Annotated in this window: 22 protein-coding genes; 12 read left to right on the plus strand and 10 right to left on the minus strand. The window is 60.0% G+C overall.

The window, feature by feature from the left end; genetic code table 11:
- The first annotated feature begins 58 nt into the window (after positions 1-58).
- The gene (locus tag LJX92_RS20270; protein WP_032803685.1) at positions 59-439 is read left to right on the plus strand and encodes a helix-turn-helix domain-containing protein; all 381 of its coding nucleotides are present in this window, start codon (positions 59-61) and stop codon (positions 437-439) included.
- On the opposite strand, the gene LJX92_RS20275 is transcribed toward LJX92_RS20270, so the two are convergent.
- From LJX92_RS20275 to LJX92_RS20290, 4 genes are all read right to left on the minus strand, one after another.
- Positions 369-926: an AAA family ATPase gene (locus LJX92_RS20275; RefSeq protein WP_148853732.1), complete on the minus strand. Its 558-nt coding sequence runs from the start codon at positions 924-926 to the stop codon at positions 369-371. The genes LJX92_RS20270 and LJX92_RS20275 overlap by 71 nt on opposite strands.
- A 96-nt stretch (positions 927-1,022) precedes the next feature.
- Positions 1,023-2,525, minus strand: a complete 1,503-nt coding sequence (locus tag LJX92_RS20280; RefSeq protein WP_032879813.1) for an amidase family protein — start codon at positions 2,523-2,525, stop codon at positions 1,023-1,025.
- Positions 2,526-2,625: 100 nt separating this feature from the next.
- A complete protein-coding gene (locus LJX92_RS20285) occupies positions 2,626-3,204 on the minus strand; it encodes a hypothetical protein (protein WP_228308871.1) in 579 nt (192 codons plus the stop codon).
- A 255-nt stretch (positions 3,205-3,459) separates the two neighbouring features.
- The gene (locus LJX92_RS20290; RefSeq protein WP_078822123.1) at positions 3,460-4,518 is read right to left on the minus strand and encodes an MBL fold metallo-hydrolase; all 1,059 of its coding nucleotides are present in this window, start codon (positions 4,516-4,518) and stop codon (positions 3,460-3,462) included.
- Positions 4,519-4,640: 122 nt separating this feature from the next.
- Between LJX92_RS20290 and LJX92_RS20295 the strand changes: the two genes are divergently transcribed.
- From LJX92_RS20295 to LJX92_RS20310, 4 genes are all read left to right on the plus strand, one after another.
- Positions 4,641-5,291, plus strand: a complete 651-nt coding sequence (locus tag LJX92_RS20295; protein ID WP_032879809.1) for a TetR/AcrR family transcriptional regulator — start codon at positions 4,641-4,643, stop codon at positions 5,289-5,291.
- Positions 5,292-5,457: 166 nt separating this feature from the next.
- Positions 5,458-6,567, plus strand: a complete 1,110-nt coding sequence (locus tag LJX92_RS20300; RefSeq protein ID WP_228308872.1) for a diguanylate cyclase — start codon at positions 5,458-5,460, stop codon at positions 6,565-6,567.
- A gap of 211 nt (positions 6,568-6,778) precedes the next feature.
- Entirely contained in the window at positions 6,779-8,098 is a 1,320-nt protein-coding gene (locus tag LJX92_RS20305) for a methyl-accepting chemotaxis protein (protein ID WP_122733683.1), read from the plus strand.
- A gap of 76 nt (positions 8,099-8,174) precedes the next feature.
- Positions 8,175-8,693 carry a DUF1003 domain-containing protein gene (locus tag LJX92_RS20310; protein ID WP_228308873.1) on the plus strand — a complete coding sequence of 173 codons (519 nt, stop codon included), beginning with the start codon at positions 8,175-8,177 and terminating at the stop codon, positions 8,691-8,693.
- Here the strand turns inward: LJX92_RS20310 and LJX92_RS20315 are convergent.
- The gene (locus tag LJX92_RS20315) at positions 8,690-9,574 is read right to left on the minus strand and encodes a LysR family transcriptional regulator (protein WP_103734769.1); all 885 of its coding nucleotides are present in this window, start codon (positions 9,572-9,574) and stop codon (positions 8,690-8,692) included. The two genes, LJX92_RS20310 and LJX92_RS20315, sit on opposite strands and share 4 nt — an antisense overlap.
- Positions 9,575-9,654: 80 nt before the next feature.
- Here LJX92_RS20315 and LJX92_RS20320 point away from each other — a divergent pair, with 80 nt between their 5' ends.
- Together LJX92_RS20320 and LJX92_RS20325 are read left to right on the plus strand one after the other, a co-directional pair.
- Positions 9,655-10,362: a CTP synthase gene (locus LJX92_RS20320; protein WP_032881250.1), complete on the plus strand. Its 708-nt coding sequence runs from the start codon at positions 9,655-9,657 to the stop codon at positions 10,360-10,362.
- Entirely contained in the window at positions 10,359-10,679 is a 321-nt protein-coding gene (locus LJX92_RS20325; protein ID WP_032879804.1) for an antibiotic biosynthesis monooxygenase family protein, read from the plus strand. Before LJX92_RS20320 ends, LJX92_RS20325 begins: the two co-directional genes overlap by 4 nt.
- Before the next feature lie 46 nt (positions 10,680-10,725).
- Here the strand turns inward: LJX92_RS20325 and LJX92_RS20330 are convergent, their stop codons facing one another.
- Entirely contained in the window at positions 10,726-11,049 is a 324-nt protein-coding gene (locus tag LJX92_RS20330; protein WP_005790675.1) for a DUF2025 family protein, read from the minus strand.
- A gap of 232 nt (positions 11,050-11,281) precedes the next feature.
- Here LJX92_RS20330 and LJX92_RS20335 point away from each other — a divergent pair, with 232 nt between their 5' ends.
- The 4 genes from LJX92_RS20335 (at position 11,282) to LJX92_RS20350 (ending at position 15,830) form a co-directional block, all read left to right on the plus strand.
- Complete coding sequence (locus tag LJX92_RS20335; protein WP_032879803.1) at positions 11,282-12,409, plus strand: glycerophosphodiester phosphodiesterase; 1,128 nt, start codon at positions 11,282-11,284, stop codon at positions 12,407-12,409.
- 90 nt (positions 12,410-12,499) lie between these two features.
- Positions 12,500-12,814, plus strand: coding sequence for a PepSY domain-containing protein (locus LJX92_RS20340; RefSeq protein ID WP_032879802.1), 315 nt, complete (start codon positions 12,500-12,502; stop codon positions 12,812-12,814).
- A 145-nt stretch (positions 12,815-12,959) separates the two neighbouring features.
- Positions 12,960-13,982, plus strand: a complete 1,023-nt coding sequence (locus LJX92_RS20345) for a transporter (protein ID WP_032879801.1) — start codon at positions 12,960-12,962, stop codon at positions 13,980-13,982.
- 234 nt (positions 13,983-14,216) lie between these two features.
- Positions 14,217-15,830: an inorganic phosphate transporter gene (locus LJX92_RS20350; RefSeq protein ID WP_103734767.1), complete on the plus strand. Its 1,614-nt coding sequence runs from the start codon at positions 14,217-14,219 to the stop codon at positions 15,828-15,830.
- Positions 15,831-15,888: 58 nt separating this feature from the next.
- Here the strand turns inward: LJX92_RS20350 and LJX92_RS20355 are convergent, their stop codons facing one another.
- Genes LJX92_RS20355 through LJX92_RS20365 form a run of 3 tightly spaced genes read right to left on the minus strand, consistent with a single transcriptional unit; the run spans position 15,889 to position 18,553 of the window.
- Positions 15,889-16,863, minus strand: a complete 975-nt coding sequence (locus tag LJX92_RS20355; RefSeq protein ID WP_228308874.1) for a biotin-dependent carboxyltransferase family protein — start codon at positions 16,861-16,863, stop codon at positions 15,889-15,891.
- Entirely contained in the window at positions 16,860-17,738 is an 879-nt protein-coding gene (locus LJX92_RS20360; protein ID WP_228308875.1) for a 5-oxoprolinase subunit B family protein, read from the minus strand. Before LJX92_RS20360 ends, LJX92_RS20355 begins: the two co-directional genes overlap by 4 nt.
- Positions 17,739-17,794: 56 nt before the next feature.
- Positions 17,795-18,553 carry a 5-oxoprolinase subunit PxpA gene (locus tag LJX92_RS20365; RefSeq protein WP_228308876.1) on the minus strand — a complete coding sequence of 253 codons (759 nt, stop codon included), beginning with the start codon at positions 18,551-18,553 and terminating at the stop codon, positions 17,795-17,797.
- A 105-nt stretch (positions 18,554-18,658) separates the two neighbouring features.
- Here LJX92_RS20365 and LJX92_RS20370 point away from each other — a divergent pair, with 105 nt between their 5' ends.
- A complete protein-coding gene (locus tag LJX92_RS20370; RefSeq protein WP_228308877.1) occupies positions 18,659-19,576 on the plus strand; it encodes a LysR family transcriptional regulator in 918 nt (305 codons plus the stop codon).
- Here LJX92_RS20370 and LJX92_RS20375 read toward each other — a convergent pair.
- Positions 19,573-20,469 (minus strand): LysR family transcriptional regulator, encoded by an 897-nt coding sequence (locus LJX92_RS20375; RefSeq protein ID WP_228308878.1) that lies wholly within the window; start codon positions 20,467-20,469, stop codon positions 19,573-19,575. The genes LJX92_RS20370 and LJX92_RS20375 overlap by 4 nt on opposite strands.
- Positions 20,470-20,566 lie beyond the last annotated feature (97 nt).

Raw genomic sequence — 20,566 nt, forward strand, 5'->3', positions numbered from 1 at the left:
ACAACTGTACAAAAACACAGTATAGTTGCGCCTCCCCCGTCGAACCTGGAGAACCCCCATGTCCTCTCTGGCAATGAGCTCTTTCGTAGAACAGCAGATCGTCCTGCACCAATTCACCGCCAAACACTGCGCACAGGCCCGCGTTATGCTGGGCTGGAGCCGCGAACATTTGGCTCGCCAGGCGGGCGTGGCGGTAGAGGCGATTCAACAATTGGAGGCCCACGGCGAAGTCGACGATGAAACTCGCCTGATCCTGGCGTTTTGCCTGGAGGCGCAAGGGCTGGTGTTCTTCCCGGGGTTTGCGCCGGGGTGGGGCATGAGTGTGCGCCGGTTTGACACCGTAACCGCCGAGCCCACAGCACCAGGCCTCATTTCTCGGTTGATGGGTTCAACAACGGCGTCAGTTGATTCACCAACTCCTCAACCGAATGGTGCGTAGCGTCCAGCCGGATCACCGGGCAGCTCAACGGTTTCAACCAGGTTTCATGCCGACGCAGGCTACGTAGGCTGTGATTGCCAGTATCGTAGCGTGCGGCCCAGGTGAGAAAGGCGACACTGTTTTGATGGCGGCTGCCACCTTCCAGGATCTGTTCCCCGTAGCGCTGCGCTTCTCGCAGGCGCAGGCGTTGCAGGCGCACTTGCGGTTCTACGCGCAGGAACACCACATGGGTGAATAGCGGGATCATCGCGTCGCCCCAGCCGCAGAGTGCCCCCGACAATACCCAGCCTTGATGGCCGGCGGTGTGTTCCTGCAGCAGGCGGAGGCGTTCGTCCCGGAGCCGGGCGATGGAAAAGGGTTCGAGGGTTTGCTGCCAGTAATAGAAATCGGAGTCGAAACAGGCAATATTCAGGTGCTCGGCCAATACCTTGCCCAAGGTAGTGCAACCGGTGCCCGCTGCGCCGAGGATATGAATTCTGTATGCCATGGCGTCCCTCCATGGCATTGAGTGTAAACCGTGAAGTTTCAGGCCGGCAGGTTCAGTGCCCGGCACTCCTTTTGCGATGCAAAATGACCTGACCGATCAAAGCCCAGGCTTGGTTGCCGTTTGTGCGGCCTGCTCATACCCGTGGGCCACCGCCAACAACGTGGGCTCGCTCCAACGGGTGCCGAAGAAGTGGGCGGCCGTGGGTAAACCGTCTTCGTTCGTGCCGGAGGGTACGGTGATACCTGGGTAGCCGGCCGCTGCTACGCCGAAGTAACTGTTGGTATCAAAATCCGACACTATGGCGTCCAGTTTATAAGTCTTGATCGGCTCATCCACGCTGCTGCGAAAATCCTCGATCAGTTTTTCCCACGCCCTTTCGCGCTGTTCTGGCGCCAGTGTGGAGGCATTGATCTGCTTGAGCAGGGGCTGATGATCGGTATCCGTGCCGTCACGGTCTTCGTTGAACTTGATCAGCTCAGCCAGTGACTTGACTGGCAATCCCGTGCGCTTGGCCAAGTAGCCATTCAACTCTTCGTTTACATCCGATAACAACAGTTCTTCATAGCGTGACTCATCTGCCATACGCAGGTTAATCGGCACTAAAACCGCCCCTTGTGCCTCAAGCACCTCCAGTGCTTTGCTGAATTGCGCACTATTTTCCACAGCCTGAACTTCACCGTTTGCAGAAAACGTCTTGGGATATCCAATACGCTTGCCCTTCAACGCACCAGGTACCAATAACTGCGTGTAATCAACCCCTTCTGGAGCGCCCACGCTCGCCGGATCGTGGAGGTCGCGGCCAGACATGGCGTTGAGCATCAGCGCCGCATCGAACACCGACCGTGCCATCGGGCCCGGTGTGTCCTGGTGCTGGCTAGCCGGGATAATGCCATTGCGGTCCAACAAACCGACGCTGGGCTTGAGCCCAACCACACCATTGAATGCTGCGGGCACGATGATCGAGCCGTTGGTTTCGGCCCCCACCGCCAAGGGGGCCAACCCTGCGGCGACGGCTGCGGCCGAGCCGGAACTGGAGCCACCCACCTGCGCGTCCGGATGATGTGGGTTGCGAGTCTGACCACCGCGGGTACTCCAGCCATCGGGAGCGCCGCGAAAACCGGCCAGCTCCGTCATGTTGGTTTTACCGAGAATCACGGCGCCCTGGCTGATCAGGTATTCAACTAATGGAGCGTTTTTACCCGCCGCCTCCCCTACCAGAGCAAAGGCACCTGCACTGGTTTGCATGCCTGCAGTCTCAATGGTGTCTTTGAGCAAGATAGGTATTCCGTGCAGTGGTCCGCGCACCTTGCCATTGGCCCGTTCCTGGTCCAGCGTGCGGGCGCTTTCAAGCGCTTGCGGGTTGAGTTCAATAACAGAACTCAGCTGCGGATCCAGCGTGCGGATGCGCTCCTGAAAATAATTGACCAGCCCTTGCGAGGTGATGCCTCCCGGTCGCGACATCTGCTCAGCCAGTTCGCGCACACTGGCATATTCCGTCCCGGCGGGGATAGGTTTTGAAATCGCTGGCGACGATTGAACAGGCAAAGTGTTATGTGCGTAGTTAACAAAAAAACTTACACCAGAGCCGATACCAAACATGAAATATCTCCTGCGAGAGGAAGAAATGGCGAAGGATCCCGATTGACCCAGGTGCCAGTCTAAAAACTCCCCTCCCGCCAAGAAGCGCGACATCGGTAGTTCATCCTGTTGGATTGTTCAGCACCTCCTGTACTCCCAGACGTCGAGCACTGCGGTATCCCAGTACGAGTGCCGTAAGGGAATCCTTCGACCACCGCGCACCGTAGAACCACAACACTGCACCATCCTCAAGCGGTTCGTTAAGCCTTGGGTAGCCACTCCAGCATGCGTCGTGGAAGGCGGCGTTCTGGCTATCGGCCACCAGAGCGTCCAGTTGGTACGCGCGCACAAGCTCATCGATTTCATTGCCGCCAGGGCGCGGGTCATCGGCGTGGCGCGCAGGCACCGGGACCAAGTTGGTTCCGGCCCGGCGCAGAACATCCAACGCGCGCAAGAATGCCACCCCGTGTCCGATCGGTGTTTGATCATGCCCCCACCGCTGGGCGAACCCCACGCGCCTGCCGCTCAACGTCGAGGCAGCGCTGAAAGTGCTATTGTTCTGTACCAGAGGCACCTCGACCATCACCGGCCCTGAGGGCTCCAGGCCGCTCAAGGCAATCAACGACAACGAGGGATCGCGCGTAGGTTTCAGGGGAAGAGCCGGTGCGTTATAGCCGGGGATTGGTATGCTGGTGGCCAAAGCAGGATCGGCACCAAAAGCGATGCTGCGTGAGTTTGTAGGGCCAGTAGCAGGATGGATACTCGCAGCGGGCTCCTCGAGCCCCGGCGCCAATTGCTTGGATGGGCACGCCATGCCGACTCGCCAATATTTGCTACATTCACTTTCCATCGGAACTACCCCGAAAATAGATTCTCGGAGATCATCGCACCCTTGACTGGCGCCTGTCGCAGCCTTGAAACAGCTTGAAAACTCCTTTTTGCGCGGCCATCGCTGTCAGCTGGCGAGGCGCTCCTGCGTACCCTCAGTCTCCACCTCCAACCACCACGCATGGCCGCGCTCGGGCTGGTTCAAGCGAAACGCCTGCCCCATCGCCGGGGTGGTGATCGATACATTGCGCTCCCAGGCCAGGGCCATGATGCGGTCGAAGGGTTCGTGCCAGGCATGGAATGCCAGATCGAAGGTGCCGTTGTGAATGGGCAACAACCAGCGCCCTTTGAGATCGATATGCGCCTGCAAGGTTTGCTCCGGTTGCATGTGCACATGGGGCCAATCGACGTTGTAGGCGCCGGTCTCCATCAGGGTCAGGTCAAACGGGCCATACTGCTCGCCAATGCGCTTGAAACCATCGAAATAGCCAGTGTCGCCACTGAAGAAGATGCGCCGCGCATCGTCGATCATCACCCAGGAACACCACAGGGTCTGGTTGCTATCAAACAGGCCGCGTCCGGAAAAATGCTGTGCCGGGGTAGCGATAAAACGAATGCCATCGACTTCCGTGCCCTGCCACCAATCCAGCTGACGGACTTTATTGGCATCGATCCCCCATTTGATCAGCGTCTCGCCCACGCCCAGGGGCGCCAGGAAGTAGCGGGTCTTACCAGCCAGTTGCACCACAGCCTCGTGGTCAAGATGGTCATAGTGGTTGTGGGAAAGAATCACCGCCTCCAGCGGTGGCAACGCTTCAAGGCTGATAGGTGGGGCGTGGAAACGCTTGGGGCCTGCCCAACTGAACGGTGACGCGCGCTCGGCGAATACCGGATCGGTGACCCAGAATTTACCGCGCATCTTCAGCAGTACCGTCGAATGCCCAAGGCGGAACACCGTGTGGTCGGGTGCCGCCAACAACTGCTCGCGTGTCAGTGGCTGCACCGGGATCGGCCCCACTGGCCGCGTAGTGCGTGGTTTGTTGAACAGCATGTTCCAGAAAATGCGCAAGGTTTTGCCAAAACCGCCGTGTTGCACCGGGGCGTCATTGGTGAAGTGCCCCTGGTCCTGCCCGGCAGGCTGGAGCGCTGCAGGCGCAGGGTCGACACGGGTTGAAATCGTGGCCATTACCGAGTGACTCCTACAGTACGAAGAAGAATTACACTGCACAGTGTAGTTTCTAGATTGCAACAAAATCCGGAGCAAGTAAACTGCTGAGTGTAATTTCCTGATTGAGTCGAATGCCATCCATGACTGCCCCCAAGCGCCTCACCGAGCGTAAACGCGACGCCATCGTGGCGGCGGCGATTGCCGAATTTCGCGAGAACGGTTTCGAGGTCACCAGCATGGACAAAGTTGCCGCCACCGCCGGCGTTTCCAAGCGCACGGTGTACAACCACTTTCCCAGCAAGGAAGAGCTGTTCGCCGAGATCCTGAGCCAACTGTGGGCCAGCAGCGTTGCCCAACTGGACGTGAACTACGCCAGCGACCAGCCGCTGCGCGATCAACTGCGCAAGTTGCTGGAAGCAAAAATGAAGATGATGTCGGACGCCAACTTCCTCGACCTGGCGCGCGTGGCCATTGCTGCCACCATCCATTCGCCCGAACGTGCGCAAGATATGGTCAATCGCCTCAGCGCACGGGAAGAAGGTTTTACCCAATGGGTGCGCGCTGCCCAGGAAGACGGCCGCCTCAACTGTACCGATCCAGCTTTCGCGGCTCACCAGATCCAGAGCCTGCTCAAGGCCTTTGCCTTCTGGCCGCAAATCACGCTCGGCCAGCCCACCCTCGATGTGGCCGCCCAGGCCAACGTCATCGAATCTGCAATCGACCTGTTCCTCGCCGGCTACGAAGTGCGCACCCCGCCCCTGCATCAGGACCTGTTGCCGGGGCGACATTAAAGGTCGCTTTTGGCGCATTCACCCGCTGTTTTGCGCAAATGGCCTGAAAGGACACTGATTATTCCTACAGGAATAATCGACAATATCGGCCGCTATTATCCGATCATCGACGCCGACCGTTGACGCACGCTGTCGCACCTGCAAAAAACAGCTGACCCAGGACACTATGGAAAACAGACGAGGCAAAGGGCTTTCATTTGCCAGACGTATCTACAAGCCAAGGATCATCGGCCTGGGTATCGGTAGCATCAGCGTAATCGGCGCGTTGTATCCCTTGTCAATGCCAGGCTGGGTATGGGCGTTGTTGTTGTTCAATGGCCTTGCCTGGCCGCACGTGGCTTATCTGATCTCGACCCATTCGCCGTTTCCCTATCAGGCCGAACGGCGCAACCTGCTGCATGACTCATTGTCGGGCGGTTTCTGGGCAGCGGCCACCCAGTTTTCGCCACTGACGGCCGTCACCATTCTTTCGATGATGGCCATGAATAACGTCGCTGCCGGTGGCACACGCTTGCTCCTGCATGGGCTGCTCGCACAAGCCGCCGGCATCGCGATAGCCTGGAGCCTGTTCGGGGTCAAGTTCGATTCCAGCGTCAGCCTTTCCGAGGTCTACACCTGCTTGCCGATGCTGACGCTCTACCCGATGGCCATCGGCATGGTCTGTTATCAGTTGGCAATCAAACTGTCGCAACATAAACGCGCCCTCAGCGCCCTGAGCCGTATCGACAGCCTGACCGGCCTGCTCAACCATGGCTCATGGAAAGACCTGCTGAACCTCAAGTTCCATAAGTGCCAACAGCAACAAAGCCAGGCGACCATTGCCCTGATCGATATCGACCACTTCAAGCGTATCAACGATATGCACGGCCATACCGTCGGGGATGCGGTACTGCGCCAGTTGAGCCAGGAATTACGCCAGCACCTGCGCGAAGAAGACCTCGCCGGCCGCTACGGAGGTGACGAGTTCTGTGTGATCCTTCCGAAAATGCCCTTGCAAGATGCTGCGCGACTCATGGAACAGATGCGCGAAAAGTTCAGTAACTACCGCACTGCGCAGATCCCCGAATTACGCGTGAGCCTGAGCATCGGCCTGGCGGATTTTCAACCGGCCTTCAAGGATGCGGTCATGTGGCTCAACGCTGCGGATCGCGCGCTGTACGCTGCCAAGAACAGCGGCCGCAACCGCGTCAGGACCAGCGATCGAAGATCGCCTGTTCAGCCGCAGTTGTCTGATAACACCTCGTCCGAATCTTCGTCGGCGGGCCTGCCGCAATAGCATAATGCCGCCATTGGTCGGCTACCCGAAAATGCCCCTGCTCAAGCAGCGAACTTCTGGGCCGGCCGATCACTCTGAACCCCTTGTTCCACCCCCTCTGTCAGCATCAGGAAGCTGGCAATGAGCAAGTCAACCGTAAGGCCTGGGGCCCTACGGGGTCAGGCGCAAATACATGGATACCGCATATGCTTGCATGCCCGAGCCCACTAACATGCTATTTAACACCCACAAGAAAACCATCAGCACCCTGCAACACAGCATTGCCCAACAGGCCAGCCTGCTGGATGCCATCGAGCGCTCCATGGCCGTCATCGAATTCGACCTGCAAGGCACCGTGCTGCGGGCCAATGAGAACTTCTTCAAGACCATGGGTTACCGCGCCGAACAGGTCCTGGGCCAGTCCCACCGGATGTTCTGCACCCCCGCGTTCGCCCGCAGCGCCGAGTACAACCAACTGTGGACGCATCTGCGCAACGGCCAATTTCAGTCGGGCACGTTTGAGCGGGTGGGTGCCAACGGTGACTCGGTGTGGTTGGAAGCCAGCTACAACCCGGTACGCGATGAAGCCGGTCACGTGACCAAAGTGGTGAAGTACGCCATGGATGTCACCCCACGCCTGCAAGCCGAAAGTGAAGCCAACGCCAAGCTGCAAGCCATCGACCGCGCCATGGCGATGATCGAGTTCAATCTCGATGGCACCATCATCACCGCCAACACGAACTTCCTGCAGCGCATGGGGTACAGTCTGGCGCAGATCCAGGGCAAGCATCACCGCCTGTTCTGCACACCCGAACTGGCCAACAGTGCAGCCTACAGCGAGTTCTGGAAACGCTTGAACCAGGGCGAGTTGTTCAATGGCCAGTTCGAGCGGGTGGATAAAAACGGCCAGGTGGTGTGGCTGGAAGCCAACTACAACCCGGTGTACGACGCCAGCGGGCGCCTGTGCAAAGTGGTGAAGTTCGCCTCCGATGTTACCGCCCGGGTCCAACAACATGCCACCGAGGCACAGAGCGCGGCCCAGGCTTATCACCTGTCATTGAGCACCCAGGAGATGGCCGAAAAAGGCGCCGAGGTGATCCAGAAAACCGCTACCGGTATGCGCGAAATTGCTCGGGATATCGACACATCCTCGCAACTGATCGCCAAGCTCGGCGAGCGCTCGCAGCAGATCACCGCCATCGTCAACACCATTCGCGGCATCGCCGACCAGACCAACCTGCTGGCCCTCAACGCCGCCATCGAAGCCGCACGCGCCGGCGAGCAGGGCCGTGGCTTTGCCGTGGTTGCCGATGAAGTGCGGCAGTTGGCGGCGCGCACCAGCGGATCCACCGCCGAAATTTCCGGCATGATCGCCATGATCCAGGACGAAACCCGCCAAGCCATCGACAGCATGGACGCCACCCGCGACCGTGCCGCCCACGGCGTAGAACTGGCCAACCAGGCGGGCACGGTGATCCTGCAGATTCGCGAAGGCACCGGCGAAGCGGTCCAGGCGGTGAGCGCGTTTGCCAATGACCGGGGCAATCGCTGACCGGTTCTTCATGTCGGTGGCTGGTGGGCTCGGTCTATAGTGTTGGTTGTCTTTACGCTAAGCACTCGAGCCCGCCATGACCCCAGACAAACCCGAATCCGCCCCCACTGACCACTTGCGTTTCCACCGCGGTCACGCGCACCTGGCGCCGACCTTTGGCAACGACACCTTTGCCCTCAAAGCCGAGGCCTTCGCACGCTTTTTTGGTACCCCGACCTTCCTGGGCGCACAAACCGCGATCGTCGTTTTGTGGGTGGTGCTGAATGTGACCGGCGTCACCCACTTCGACGTCTACCCGTTCATCCTGCTCAACCTGGCCTTCAGCCTGCAATCGGCTTATGCCGCGCCGCTGATCCTGCTGGCCCAGACGCGCCAGGCGGCGCGGGATAAAGCTCAGTCCGACGCCGACGCACAGCACCGCGAAGCCCTCGCCACCGCCAACACCGAACGCCAGGCCCAGGCGGCCCAGACCACCAAGCAATTGATGGAACTGCTGGAGCAGAATACCCGGCTGACGGAAATAACCAAGCAACTGACCGAGCGCATCGAGACCCTGACGTGCGAAATGCATGCGCAGTTTGTGCGTAAAGCCTAACTTCGCCGCCCGCGCACATGCCGCCCCAGTTCATCAAACAGCGTGACCACCGAGCGCAATGCCCGGCAATCAGGCCGTGTCAACAGCCACAGCGCGGTGTCGTGCCCTACCAATGCAGGGCTCAGTGCTTGCAAGCCTTCGCCCATTAGAAAATCCGGCAACGCCGCCACACCCAACCCGGCGCGCACCAGTTCAGTCACCGACTGCATGCTGTTGCAGCAATAACTGGGACGCACACCTGGCAAATGTTCACGGCGCCAGGCTACCGTGGGGTGGTCGGGCAAAAAGTCGTCCGGAGCGATCCAGGCCAGGTCGGCCAGCGCCTGGCCTGCATGCCGATGAGCATAGTCGGCACTGGCGTACACTTGGTACGCAACAGTTCCCAGGCAACGTCCGACCAGATGCTCCGGCGGTTTGCTGGTCAGGCGCAGGGCAATATCCGCATCACGACGGCTGAGGTTGGCGAAGTCATTGGACGTGCTCAGTTCCAGCACCAGTGCTGGATAGGCCGGCATGAACTGCGCCAGGGCCGGCAGCAGCAACCCTTGCAACACCGAGTCGGAGCAGGTCAGGCGCACGGTGCCGCTGATCACTTCTCCACCCTGCTCCACACCAATGCGCGCAGCCTCCAATGCGAGTTCTGCGCGTTCGGCCTGTTGCGCCAGGTTGCTCGCCAGGCTGGTGGGCAAGTATCCGGCGCGGCTTTTTTCAAATAAGGTCTGGCCCAGGGCCGACTCCAACCGCCGCACCGCACGGAACACCGTAGACACGTCCACCCGCAGCAACGCTGCCGCCCGTGCCAGGGTGCCGCCACGCACCAGGGCAAGGATCAATGACAGGTCGGGGTAGTCAAGTTGATAGTGCGTGGCTGCATTGAGCATGTGCGTAAATGCCAATATTGATTGCGCGAACGCCAATTTATAGTGGGTATCAGCCCACCACAAGCCATGGGACATACATGATGACAGCCCCCGCCCTGCACCTCGCCCTGGTCGGCGACTACAACCCTGATGTGATCGCCCACCAGGCTATCCCGCTGGCGCTACAGCAGGCCGCCGCCGCCCTGGGTCTGAGCGTCCAGGTGCAATGGCTCGACACCGACACACTCACCTGCACCTCTGCCCTGCACGGTTTTGACGGATTCTGGTGCGTCCCCGCCAGCCCCTATCGCGACACCGAGGGCGCACTGCGGGCAATCCGTTTTGCTCGCGAGCAAAGACGCCCTTTCCTCGGCACATGCGGTGGTTTTCAACATGCTGTATTGGAATATGCCCGCAACGTACTGGGTTGGGCCGATGCAGAGCATGGCGAGTTGGCTCCAGACGCTGAACGCGCCGTCATCACGCCCCTGAGCTGCTCCCTGGTAGAAGTGAACGACACCGTGCGCCTGGCCCCTTACACCCGTATTGCCCAAGCCTACGCCAGCGTGGATATCCACGAAGGCTATCGATGCCGCTACGGCATCAACCCCACGTTTGCTGGCGCACTGCTTGAAGGCAACCTGATTCCCACCGGCCACGATTCAGCGGGCGATCTGCGCGCCGTGGAGTTGCTCGACCATCCGTTCTTCGTCGCCACCCTGTTCCAGCCTGAACGCGCTGCGCTGAACGGCATCACCCCGCCCTTGGCACTGGCCCTGCTCAAAGCGTGTCGAGGGGCATTGGTATGATCGCCAAGACACCGGCCCCGCCTTATTACGCGGTGATTTTCAGCTCACTGCGTACCGATGGCGACCAGGGTTATGGCGAGGCCGCCTCGCGGATGCTGGCACTGGCGGCGGAACAACCTGGGTTTCTCGGGGTGGAGTCGGCGCGAGAAGATGGGTTGGGGATCACAGTGTCCTACTGGACCAGCGAAGCGGCGATCCTGGCCTGGAAACAGCAGGCCGAGCATCGGCAGGCGCGTGAGCGAGGGCGGGCCACTTGGTACACAGCGTTTCACACGCGGGTATGCAAGGTAGAGCGGGCGTACACCTACCCTCGTTGAAACACTACCCCTCATTTGACCCTCACCGACCAGAAAAAGCTGCGGGCTAGCTCACCAAACTGCGCAACGCACTGATCTGCGGGATCTCCACCCGGCGCATATACACCCGCAACGGTTCGGTGATGTTGATGCGGTCATCGATGTTCTGGTCCAGCAGCAACTGTATGCGTTCGCGGCACAGGGTCATGGTGTGGTCGGCGGCCGGTAGCCAGACGAATTCGGCGGTGGGAATGATGCCGTCATCGGCCACGTCCATGCCGAAGGCATCTTCGCTGAAACGCACGATGTACTGGCCGGTCTTGCGATTGAGGCCGACAAAACCCTGGAGTTGGTCGGCGGCCTGGCAGATAAGTTCTGAAGTGATGCGCATGGTAAACCTCACTGAAAAGTCCCATAGGGACTGGAAAGATGGTTTACACGCGTGGCAAAAAATACTGCCCTCTGACGGGGCAGCTATGGCCAAGAATACTGCAATGCAGCACAAAAAAACCGACAAAATTGGCTCGCGCGCACGTTAATGTCGGTTTGGTGATAGCGCCTTTCGCAATCAATTGTTAAAAAGGACACCTTCTCAAAGTTACCTCCACGAAAGGACTTCGCATATGCCTGTCACGTTTACCAAGAGCGCCTTGCTGCTGGCGTTGATGCTCGGCCTTGGCCAGGCACAGGCTGCCGACCCGGTCAGCCCGGCTGAATTGGCAACAAACGAAGGCATACCCTACCCTGCCGTGATCGCTCACCGTGGTGCTTCCTACGACGCACCTGAATCCACCGCCGCCGCCTATAAGGTTGCACGCGACCTGGGGGCCGACTACCTGGAACTGGACCTGCAACGCAGCAAGGACGGCGTGCTGTTCGCCCTGCACGACAACAACCTGCAGCGCACCACCGACGTGGCCACCAAGTTCCCCGAGCGCAAAGACGCGCCTGCCAACGAGTTCACCTGGAAAGAACTGCAAACCCTCGACGCCGGCAGCTGGTTCAACGCCGCCTACCCGGACCGCGCGCGCCCAGGCTTCGTTGGCCTGAAGATCCTGAGCCTGGACGACATCATCAAGATCGCCGAAGGCAACCCCTCGCACAAACCCGGCCTGTACATCGAGACCAAGGAGCCCAAGCAGTTCCCGGGGATCGAAGCCGACCTGAAAAACAAGCTGCTGGACAAGGGCTGGCTGAGTTCCGCCGGCTCCAAGCTGGGCAAGAGCAACACCGGCGTCGGCCAAGGCCGTGGCCGCGTGGTGCTGCAAACCTTTGAAGTTGCAAGCCTGCAAGAGTTGCAGAAAGAAATGCCCAACACACCGAAGATCCTGCTGTTGTGGGTGGGTGAAGGCAGTATCGAGCCCAAATCCAAAGTCACCTTCGCCGAGTCCGGTGAAACAACCAAGGCTGCCTACTACGCCAAGCAAGAACCGAAAGACGCCGCCGAATTCGAAAAATGGGTCGACCAGGCCAAAAGCCTTGGCGCCATCGGCACCGGCCCGTCGGCTGAACTGACCGACCACGGCGACCAGAGCTACACCGACCTGGTGAAGCCTGAAATGAACAAGCTGACCCACGACAAGGGCCTGTTGGTGCATGTGTACACCGTGGATGAGCCGGTGGATTTCGAGAAAGTCATGAAGGCCGGCGTCGATGGCATCTTCACCAACCGTGCCGCCGAGCTGCTGAAGTTCTACAAACGCTGGCCGTCGTCCAGTGTTCAGGACCTGCTCAACGACCATAAGTACTAAGGGCATTGGTGTCAGTGAGCCATTAAGGATGAGTTAAGTTGCGCCGGTTAATCTGGCGCCACTTAAACAGTTCACCCAAGAGGACACACCATGAAAACTTTGACTGCCCTGTTCGCTGCCACCGCCCTGACCCTGACTGCCGGTCTGGCCCAGGCGGATGTTCGTCCGGATCACATTGAAGGCCTGCTCAAGTCCGGCGCTGTGATGTCTTTCGACAAGCTCAACGCAGCAGCCGTGGCAACTCACCCTGGTGCTTCGATCACTGACACCGAACTGGACACCAAACACGGCGTCGCCGACCAGTATGTCTACGAAGTGGACCTGACCGATACCACCGGCAAGCGCTTTGAAGTGAAGCTCGACGCCAAGACCGGTGCTGTACTGGAAAACAAGCAAGACACCTGAGTTGCATCCCCAAAAAACGCGCCACCTTCGAGTGGCGCGTTTTTTTATGCGCGCCTCAAACCGTCACATAACCGTCATACCGCCTTGCAATGATTCGCCTAGGAACCTGTGAAACGTCCTACAGGCCCTTTCTCTGCGAGCCGCCATGAATCACAGCATCGACCACGCCCATCAGGACCCCGACCTGTTTGGCCTGCTTTACGGTTTCCGCTTTCGCCCCGGCGAAAAAGGCCAGCAGATTGACTCAGCCACCGCCCTCGCCGCCTTGCAGCAGCCACAAGATCCGGAAGAGTTTCTGTGGCTGCACTTGAACCTCGCCCACGCCGCGTGCGAGCGCTGGATGCAGGCGCATTTGTCGCTGCCGGAGGAATTTTTTGAAGCGCTGCATGAAGGCTCGCGCTCCACACGCATCGAACATGTGGACTCGGCCTTGTTGGCGGTGGTCAACGATGTGGTGTTCAACTTCAGCAGCATGGTGTCGTCGGATATTTCCACACTGTGGGTATGCGCGCGCAGCCGCTTGCTGATCAGTGCGCGCCTGCAACCACTGCATTCGGTGGATAAATTGCGCTCGTCGGTAAAAGCCGGTGAACACTTTCGCTCGCCCCTGGAACTGCTGGTGCATTTGCTGCGCGACCAGGGCGAAGTGCTGACCCAGATCGTGCGCAAGACCAGTATCAGCGTCGACCATATCGAAGATCAGTTGCTGTCTTCGCGCCTATCCACCAATCGCGCCGAACTGGGCGCTGCACGCCGTGTATTGGTGCGCCTGCAACGCCTGCTGGCGCTGGAACCGGGCTCGCTGCTGCGCCTGCTCAACCGTCCGCCGCAATGGCTACAAAAGGAAGACGTGAAGGAGTTGCGCAAATCCACCGAGGAGTTTGCGCTGATCATCAACGACCTGACGGCCCTGGGCGAACGCATCAAGCTGTTGCAGGAGGAAATCGCCGCCAACCTCAATGAACAAAGTAACCGCACGTTGTTCACCCTGACGGTGGTAACGGTGCTGGCGCTGCCGATCAATATCATCGCCGGCTTTTTTGGCATGAATGTGGGTGGGGTGCCGCTGTCCCAAGACCCGGAAGGTTTCTGGATATTGGTGGCGCTGGTCGCGACTTTTACCTTGATTGCTGGGCGGTGGGCGTTCCGAAAGCGCAAGGACTACTAACATTGAAATGCAATCAAACTGTGGGAGGGGGCTTGCTCCCGATAGCGGTGGGTCAGCCAAAAACTCTCTGACTGATGCACCGCTATCGGGAGCAAGCCCCCTCCCACATTTAAACCGCACTGATTTGTAGACCGGCGGCACACGAGATTGCGCCAAACACTGATCTGTCGCAGCACCCTTGTAACATTCTGCAATGATCATTAAGGCCATCCTCCTCACACTGGATGCTCCGGCATGGCCACCCCTTCCCTGACTGCCTCCCCCCACGCTTCACCCTCCTCCCAACCCCGGCTGGACACAAAACCAGGCTTGTTGACGGTGATCATGTTCTTCGCCGTACTTGCGATGGGCCTGCTGTTCACCGCCTACAGCCTGATGCACGACATGCACGAAATGGGCGCCCAGCTCACCACCTGGACGCCATTCCTATTGCTCGGCGTGGCGTTGTTGATCGCTCTGGGGTTTGAGTTTGTCAACGGCTTCCATGACACCGCCAACGCAGTGGCGACGGTGATCTACACCAACTCGCTGCCACCGCATTTTGCGGTGGTGTGGTCGGGCTTTTTCAATTTCCTCGGCGTGTTGCTTTCCAGTGGCGCGGTGGCGTTCGGCATCATTGCCCTGCTACCGGTGGAGCTGATTTTGCAGGTCGGTTCATCGGCCGGGTTCTCCATGATCTTCGCCTTGCTGATCGCCGCGATCCTGTGGAACCTGGGCACCTGGTGGCTGGGCTTGCCAGCCTCGTCGTCTCATACCCTGATCGGCTCGATCATTGGCGTAGGCGTAGCCAATGCCCTGATGCACGGACGTGACGGCACCAGCGGTGTGGATTGGAGCCAGGCGATCAAGATTGGTTATGCCTTGTTGCTGTCGCCGCTGATTGGCTTTGCGTTTGCCGCCTTGCTGTTGCTGGCCCTGCGCGTCTTTGTCAAAAACCGCGCGCTGTACAAGGCACCCAAAGGCGACACGCCGCCGCCCTGGTGGATTCGCGGGATGCTGATTGTTACTTGCACCGGCGTGTCGTTCGCCCACGGTTCCAACGATGGGCAAAAGGGCATGGGCCTGATCATGCTGATCCTGGTGGGCACCTTGCCGATGGCCTACGCGCTGAACCGCACCATGCCTGCCGATCAGTCGCTGCAATTTGCCGCCGTCGCTGAAGTGACCCAGGCTGCCTTGGTCAAAGCAGCGCCGCAGCCGGCACCGGGCGATTCACGTGCCACCTTGTCGACCTACGTTCGCACCAAAGAGGCCACGCCGGAACTGGTGCCCGCACTCGCCGCCATCACCGGCCATATCGGCGAAGAAGTGAAAAGCTATGGTTCCCTCGCCGCCGTACCGGCCGAAGCCGTCGGCAACGTGCGTAACGACATGTACCTGACCAGCGAAACCATCCGCCTGATGGACAAAGGCAAGGTCGGCAACTTCGACGCCGACACCCAGGGCAAGCTGCAACTGTTCAAGCAACAGATCGACAACGCCACGCGCTTTATACCGCTGTGGGTGAAGATCGCCGTGGCCATTGCCCTTGGCCTGGGCACCATGGTCGGCTGGAAGCGCATCGTGGTGACGGTGGGCGAAAAAATCGGCAAGACTCACCTGACTTACGCTCAAGGCGCTTCGGCCGAAACGGTGGCGATGCTGACCATCGGCGCGGCGGATATGTTCGGGCTGCCGGTGTCGACCACCCATGTATTGTCCTCGGGTGTAGCCGGGACCATGGTCGCCAATGGCGGGGGGTTGCAGATGAGGACCATCCGCAATTTGTTGATGGCGTGGGTGTTGACCTTGCCGGCGGCGATTTTACTGTCGGGTAGCCTCTACTGGCTTTTTACCCAATTGTTCTGACACACAGAAAATCAAAATGTGGGAGCAAGCCCCCTCCCACATTTGGTTTTATGTTTCTTCAGGGTGTGAAGAGTCCGGCCATGGCCTTCAGGCGCTTTTTGTAGACCCGCCGCGCCTCCAGCGCTTGCTCCAATGTCACCGCCACGAACCCCGCTCGCTGATTGGGCTGCATCTGCCCGATCAAGTCCAGGTCGGCGCTGATCACCGTGCCGATCATCGCGTAGCCACCGCCCGACACCGCATCGCGATGCAGCACAATCGGTTCCAACCCCGCCGGTACCTGAATCGAGCCAATCGGGTAGCAACTGTCGACGATGTTGGAGGGGTCGGAGCCCGCGCCAAACGGCTGTTCCCGCGGCTGGAAGCTCAATGCGCTGCCGCCCTTGAAGCGATAGCCGATGCGATCGGCCTCGGAGCCCACCGTCCACGGCTCGGCAAAAAAGCTGCTTTTCGCCGCGTCAGTCAGGCGCTCGTAGTACAGCCCCGGCACTACGCGCAACGTGATATCTCCGCCCACCGAACGACGCAACGCCATCGGCAAGCTGTTGCCCGCACGCCCCGCACCGCTGGCCGTGCCGATAGGCAACAGATCGCCCTCCTGCAAGCGCCGCCCGTGAAACCCACCGAGAGCACCAAGGGTGTAGGTGGAGCGGCTGCCAAGCACCAACGGCACGTCGATGCCCCCGGCAACGGCGAGGTAAGTCCGCGCGCCGGCCACGGGAAACTCAAAGCGCAGCACCTGCCCGGCGCGCACGGCGAAGGCGGTGTCCTGATGCACCACTTCGCCGTCCAGGCGCGGCGACATCAAGGCGCCGCTCAACGCTATCAGCGCGTCGTGCTGGAACTCCAGCTCAGGCCCGATCAGCGTGCATTCCAGGCCAGCCACGCCCACTGGATTGCCGACCAGATGGTTGGCTGCACTCAGCGCGTATTGGTCCAGCGCCCCCGATGGCGGAATGCCCAGGTGGTAATAACCTTCGCGCCCCAGGTCCTGCACGGAGGTGGCGAGGCCGGGTTTGAGCACCTTGATCATGCCAGCGCCTCCTGCAGGGTTTGCGGATAGCCAATGGGATCGGCGAGAAAGGCATCGAGGGAAAATTCGACCGGGCGAATGCGCAAGTCGAAACGCCCGGCTTCCACCTCGGCGACGGCCAGGTCGTAAGCCTCCCGGTCCATCGGCGTGAACTGCACGATGTCGCCAGGACGGAAGAACACCATGTGCTCCTTGAGGTAGGCCAACTGCTGCTGCGGGTCGTAGATCGGTGCCGGGGTCACGCCGAACATCTGGTAACCGCCGGCACCGCGAACCGAATAGATACAACCAAAACAGCCGCCATGGCCCAGGGTCAGTTTCGGCGTGTCGGTGCGCGGCCGCAGGTACTTGGGCACCTGCAATTGCCGTTCGCGCTCGACCATCTGGAACATGAACGGCAGCCCCGCGACAAAGCCGACCATCGACACAAACCACGGTGCGCCACTGTGAGCGGCGATAAACGCATCCACATCGGCCAGGCCATTGATGCGTGCGGCGTATTCCAGGTCAGTGCCGCTGGGGTCTTGGTGGCGGTCACGAAAACGCATCAGGGTTTCGTGGGTCCAAGGGTCGTTATAGAGCACCGGGATCTCGATGATGCGCGTGTGCAGCGTGCGCTCGGCCACCGCCTGGGCTTCGGCGCTTTGCACCGCGTCGAGCAGCACGTGGGGCGCGATGCGGTCGGGGTCGAAGCGAATCTGGAAGGATGCATTGGCCAGGCACACATCCAGCACGCCTTCCAGCGCCAGGCGTTCCACGGCGCGGGTCACCGCCATGCCCTTGAAAAAAGCCTCCAGGGACATGCTGTCGCTGACCTCGGCAAACAGGTGTTCATCACCGCCGAAGCTGTAGCGGATGGGGGACGTTTCAGCCATGTCTGTTCCTCTTGGAATCATTGTAGAAAGGCAGGCAAAAAAGTGAGGTACCGCTCTTATTGGGGGGGCCGGACTTCAATACCGGCCTGGTCCAACGCTTCGCGGGTGGCTTGCACCAAGTCCAGGGCACCAGGGGTATCGCTGTGCAGGCAGATGGAATCGAATTCAATCACCAGGTCTTCGCCTTCCACGGTACGTACCAGCCCGCTCTGACAAGCGCGCAGGACACGGGCTGCAACGGTGTCAGCGTCCAGTGCACGCACATTGCGGGTGAACACGATGGAGCCGCTCAGATCGTACTCACGGTCGGCATAGAACTCGCGCACGACCGGCTGTCCCAGTTCCTTGGCAATGCGCCAGATCACCGAATTGGGCATGCAGTACAGCAACAGCGTCGGCTCGATGATTTGCAGGTTTTGCACCAATAGCCGCGCAGCCTCTTCATCGCGGGCCAGGTGCATGTAGAGCGCGCCGTGGGGCTTGATATGTTGCAAGGTCAGGCCTTGGGCGCGGGCCATTTCACGCAGCGCGCCAAGCTGGTAGAGCATATCGTCCACCAGCTCTTGGGCCGGTGCATGGATATGCCGACGACCGAAGCCCACCAGGTCGCGAAAACCCGGATGAGCGCCGATAGCCACCCCCAATTGCTTGGCGCGCTCGACAGTGCGGCGCATGGTGCCGGGGTCGCCGGCGTGAAAGCCGGTGGCGATATTGGCCGAGCTGATGTGAGCCATCAGCTCTGCGTCGACGCCGTCGCCGATAGTCCAGGGGCCGAAGCTTTCGCCCATGTCCGAATTGAAATCCACTGCCCGCATCAAGATTGCTCCGCCATAAGTGATGCCAGGAAAGTAGGCTCGGGCTTGACCCCTTGGGAAGATCTATTATCAGATGGCCTATCTTCTGAAAATCAGATACTGACCATGTCCCTTACCTTGCGCCAGGTTCGCTACTTCGTTGCCACCGCTGAAATCGGCCAGATTTCCCAGGCAGCGATTCACCTGAATATTTCCCAGTCGGCGGTGACCACGGCGATCAAGGAGCTGGAAGCCATGCTCGGCGTGCAGTTGTTCGTGCGCTCGGCCCAGGGCATGAACCTCACCGACGCCGGTCGACATTTTCTCAACCGCGCCTATGTGGTTGTGCGCAGCGTGGAAGACGCCCTGAACAGCCCGCTGCCGGATTACCGCGCCAGCGGCGTGCTACGGGTGGCGGCGAGCTACACAGTGCTGGGTTATTTCCTGCCGCACCATTTGCAGCGCATGGAGCATTGGCATCCGGACGTGACTATCGAGGTGTTCGAGCAGGAACGTCAGGCCATCGAACAGGGCCTGCTCGATGGCCAGTTCGACATGGCCGTGGTGCTTACCGCCAACCTCACCCACGCGGATATCGTCTCTGAAATCCTGTTCAACTCCGAACGCCGCCTGTGGCTGCCCAGCCATCATCCATTGTGTGAACGCGGTGCCGTCAGCCTGGCGGACGTGGCGCAAGAGCCCTACATCCTGCTCACCGTCGATGAAGCCGAACACAGTGCCATGCGCTACTGGGAGCAGGCCGGGCAAACCCCCAAGGTGCGGCTGCGCACCAGCTCGGTGGAGGCGGTGCGCAGCATGGTTGCCAACGGTAGCGGCGTGGCGATTCTGTCGGATCTGGTGCACCGGCCCTGGTCGCTGGAAGGCAAGCGCATCGAAACCCTGACCGTGACCGACCCGGTCACGCCCATGAGCGTCGGCCTGGCCTGGCACCGCGAGCGCGCGTTTACCCCGGCGATGCAAGCGTTCCGCGATTACTTCCACGATGCGTTCCTGGCGCCGCAGCAGTTGTCGGCGCGCCGTTAAAGATGGGCTTGCAGGGTGGCGGTCAACCAGTCCATGAACACCCGCACCCGCAGCGGTAAATGCCGCTGGCCGGCGTACAGTAAATACACGTCCAGAGGCGGTGCCTGGTAATCCGGCAGCACCGCTACCAACTCGCCACTGGCCAATAAATCGCGGATCCCGAGTTGGGGCACTTGGGTAATGCCAAAACCCGCCAGGCACGCCGACTGATACGCATCGGTGCTGTTGACGGTCACCCTTCCTGCCATCGGCAAATGTTGCACCTTGTTGCCCACCAGGTATTCGAACCCTGCCGAGCGTGCGCCCAGGGGCCGCACGTAATGTACCAATTGGTGATTCGCCAGGTCAGCCAATGTCGCAGGCATACCGCAGCGTTGCAGATACGCCGGGCTCACGCAGTTGACCATCGGCATGCTGCACACCCGTCGCGCCACCACCGTTTGGTCGGGCTGGGCACCGACGCGCACGACGCAATCAAACCCTTCGGCGATCAGGTCCACCTGGCGGTCCGAGCCGCTGATCTCGATGTCGATCAGAGGATGGCGCGTCATGAACGTGGGCAAGTTCGGCACGATCAAACCCCGCGCCATGACATTGGGCATATCCACCCGTATGCGCCCGGCCAGTTGGGTTTCATCCTGGCGAAACAACCCTTCCAGTTCTTCCATATGCGCCAGCAGATCCTTGCTGCGCTCATACAACACACGCCCGTCTTGGGTCGCCTGCACCTTGCGCGTGGTGCGTTGCAACAGCCGTGCGCCGAGCAACTCCTCCAACGCCTGCACATGCTCGGATACCGTAGAGCGTGGCAAACCCAGGCTTTGGCCGGCCTGGGTAAAGCTCGATAACTCAGTGACGCGTACGAAGGTGCGCAGCAGCTCAAGCTTGTTCATTAGATTGTTCGTCTTATCCGGCCAGTGATTCCGATATCAGCCTGTTTATCACGTAATGACCGGACAAATACACTCAGTTCCACTAACTATCACTGAG

The sequence above is a fragment of the Pseudomonas sp. HN8-3 genome (assembly GCF_020790195.1).
In the GTDB taxonomy this organism is placed as follows: Bacteria; Pseudomonadota; Gammaproteobacteria; order Pseudomonadales; family Pseudomonadaceae; genus Aquipseudomonas; species Aquipseudomonas synxantha_A.

Excerpts from the sequence above, each read along its gene's own strand:
- LJX92_RS20280 (WP_032879813.1), bottom strand. The coding sequence starts at position 2,525 with ATGTTTGGTATCGGCTCTGGTGTAAGTTTTTTTGTTAACTACGCACAT.
- LJX92_RS20350 (WP_103734767.1), top strand. The coding sequence starts at position 14,217 with ATGGCCACCCCTTCCCTGACTGCCTCCCCCCACGCTTCACCCTCCTCC.
- LJX92_RS20365 (WP_228308876.1), bottom strand. The coding sequence starts at position 18,553 with ATGCGGGCAGTGGATTTCAATTCGGACATGGGCGAAAGCTTCGGCCCC.
- LJX92_RS20305 (WP_122733683.1), top strand. The coding sequence starts at position 6,779 with ATGCTATTTAACACCCACAAGAAAACCATCAGCACCCTGCAACACAGC.
- LJX92_RS20370 (WP_228308877.1), top strand. The coding sequence starts at position 18,659 with ATGTCCCTTACCTTGCGCCAGGTTCGCTACTTCGTTGCCACCGCTGAA.
- LJX92_RS20325 (WP_032879804.1), top strand. The coding sequence starts at position 10,359 with ATGATCGCCAAGACACCGGCCCCGCCTTATTACGCGGTGATTTTCAGC.
- LJX92_RS20345 (WP_032879801.1), top strand. The coding sequence starts at position 12,960 with ATGAATCACAGCATCGACCACGCCCATCAGGACCCCGACCTGTTTGGC.
- LJX92_RS20300 (WP_228308872.1), top strand. The coding sequence starts at position 5,458 with ATGGAAAACAGACGAGGCAAAGGGCTTTCATTTGCCAGACGTATCTAC.
- LJX92_RS20335 (WP_032879803.1), top strand. The coding sequence starts at position 11,282 with ATGCCTGTCACGTTTACCAAGAGCGCCTTGCTGCTGGCGTTGATGCTC.
- LJX92_RS20360 (WP_228308875.1), bottom strand. The coding sequence starts at position 17,738 with ATGGCTGAAACGTCCCCCATCCGCTACAGCTTCGGCGGTGATGAACAC.
- LJX92_RS20375 (WP_228308878.1), bottom strand. The coding sequence starts at position 20,469 with ATGAACAAGCTTGAGCTGCTGCGCACCTTCGTACGCGTCACTGAGTTA.
- LJX92_RS20295 (WP_032879809.1), top strand. The coding sequence starts at position 4,641 with ATGACTGCCCCCAAGCGCCTCACCGAGCGTAAACGCGACGCCATCGTG.
- LJX92_RS20310 (WP_228308873.1), top strand. The coding sequence starts at position 8,175 with ATGACCCCAGACAAACCCGAATCCGCCCCCACTGACCACTTGCGTTTC.
- LJX92_RS20340 (WP_032879802.1), top strand. The coding sequence starts at position 12,500 with ATGAAAACTTTGACTGCCCTGTTCGCTGCCACCGCCCTGACCCTGACT.
- LJX92_RS20320 (WP_032881250.1), top strand. The coding sequence starts at position 9,655 with ATGACAGCCCCCGCCCTGCACCTCGCCCTGGTCGGCGACTACAACCCT.
- LJX92_RS20355 (WP_228308874.1), bottom strand. The coding sequence starts at position 16,863 with ATGATCAAGGTGCTCAAACCCGGCCTCGCCACCTCCGTGCAGGACCTG.
- LJX92_RS20275 (WP_148853732.1), bottom strand. The coding sequence starts at position 926 with ATGGCATACAGAATTCATATCCTCGGCGCAGCGGGCACCGGTTGCACT.
- LJX92_RS20290 (WP_078822123.1), bottom strand. The coding sequence starts at position 4,518 with ATGGCCACGATTTCAACCCGTGTCGACCCTGCGCCTGCAGCGCTCCAG.
- LJX92_RS20315 (WP_103734769.1), bottom strand. The coding sequence starts at position 9,574 with ATGCTCAATGCAGCCACGCACTATCAACTTGACTACCCCGACCTGTCA.
- LJX92_RS20270 (WP_032803685.1), top strand. The coding sequence starts at position 59 with ATGTCCTCTCTGGCAATGAGCTCTTTCGTAGAACAGCAGATCGTCCTG.
- LJX92_RS20330 (WP_005790675.1), bottom strand. The coding sequence starts at position 11,049 with ATGCGCATCACTTCAGAACTTATCTGCCAGGCCGCCGACCAACTCCAG.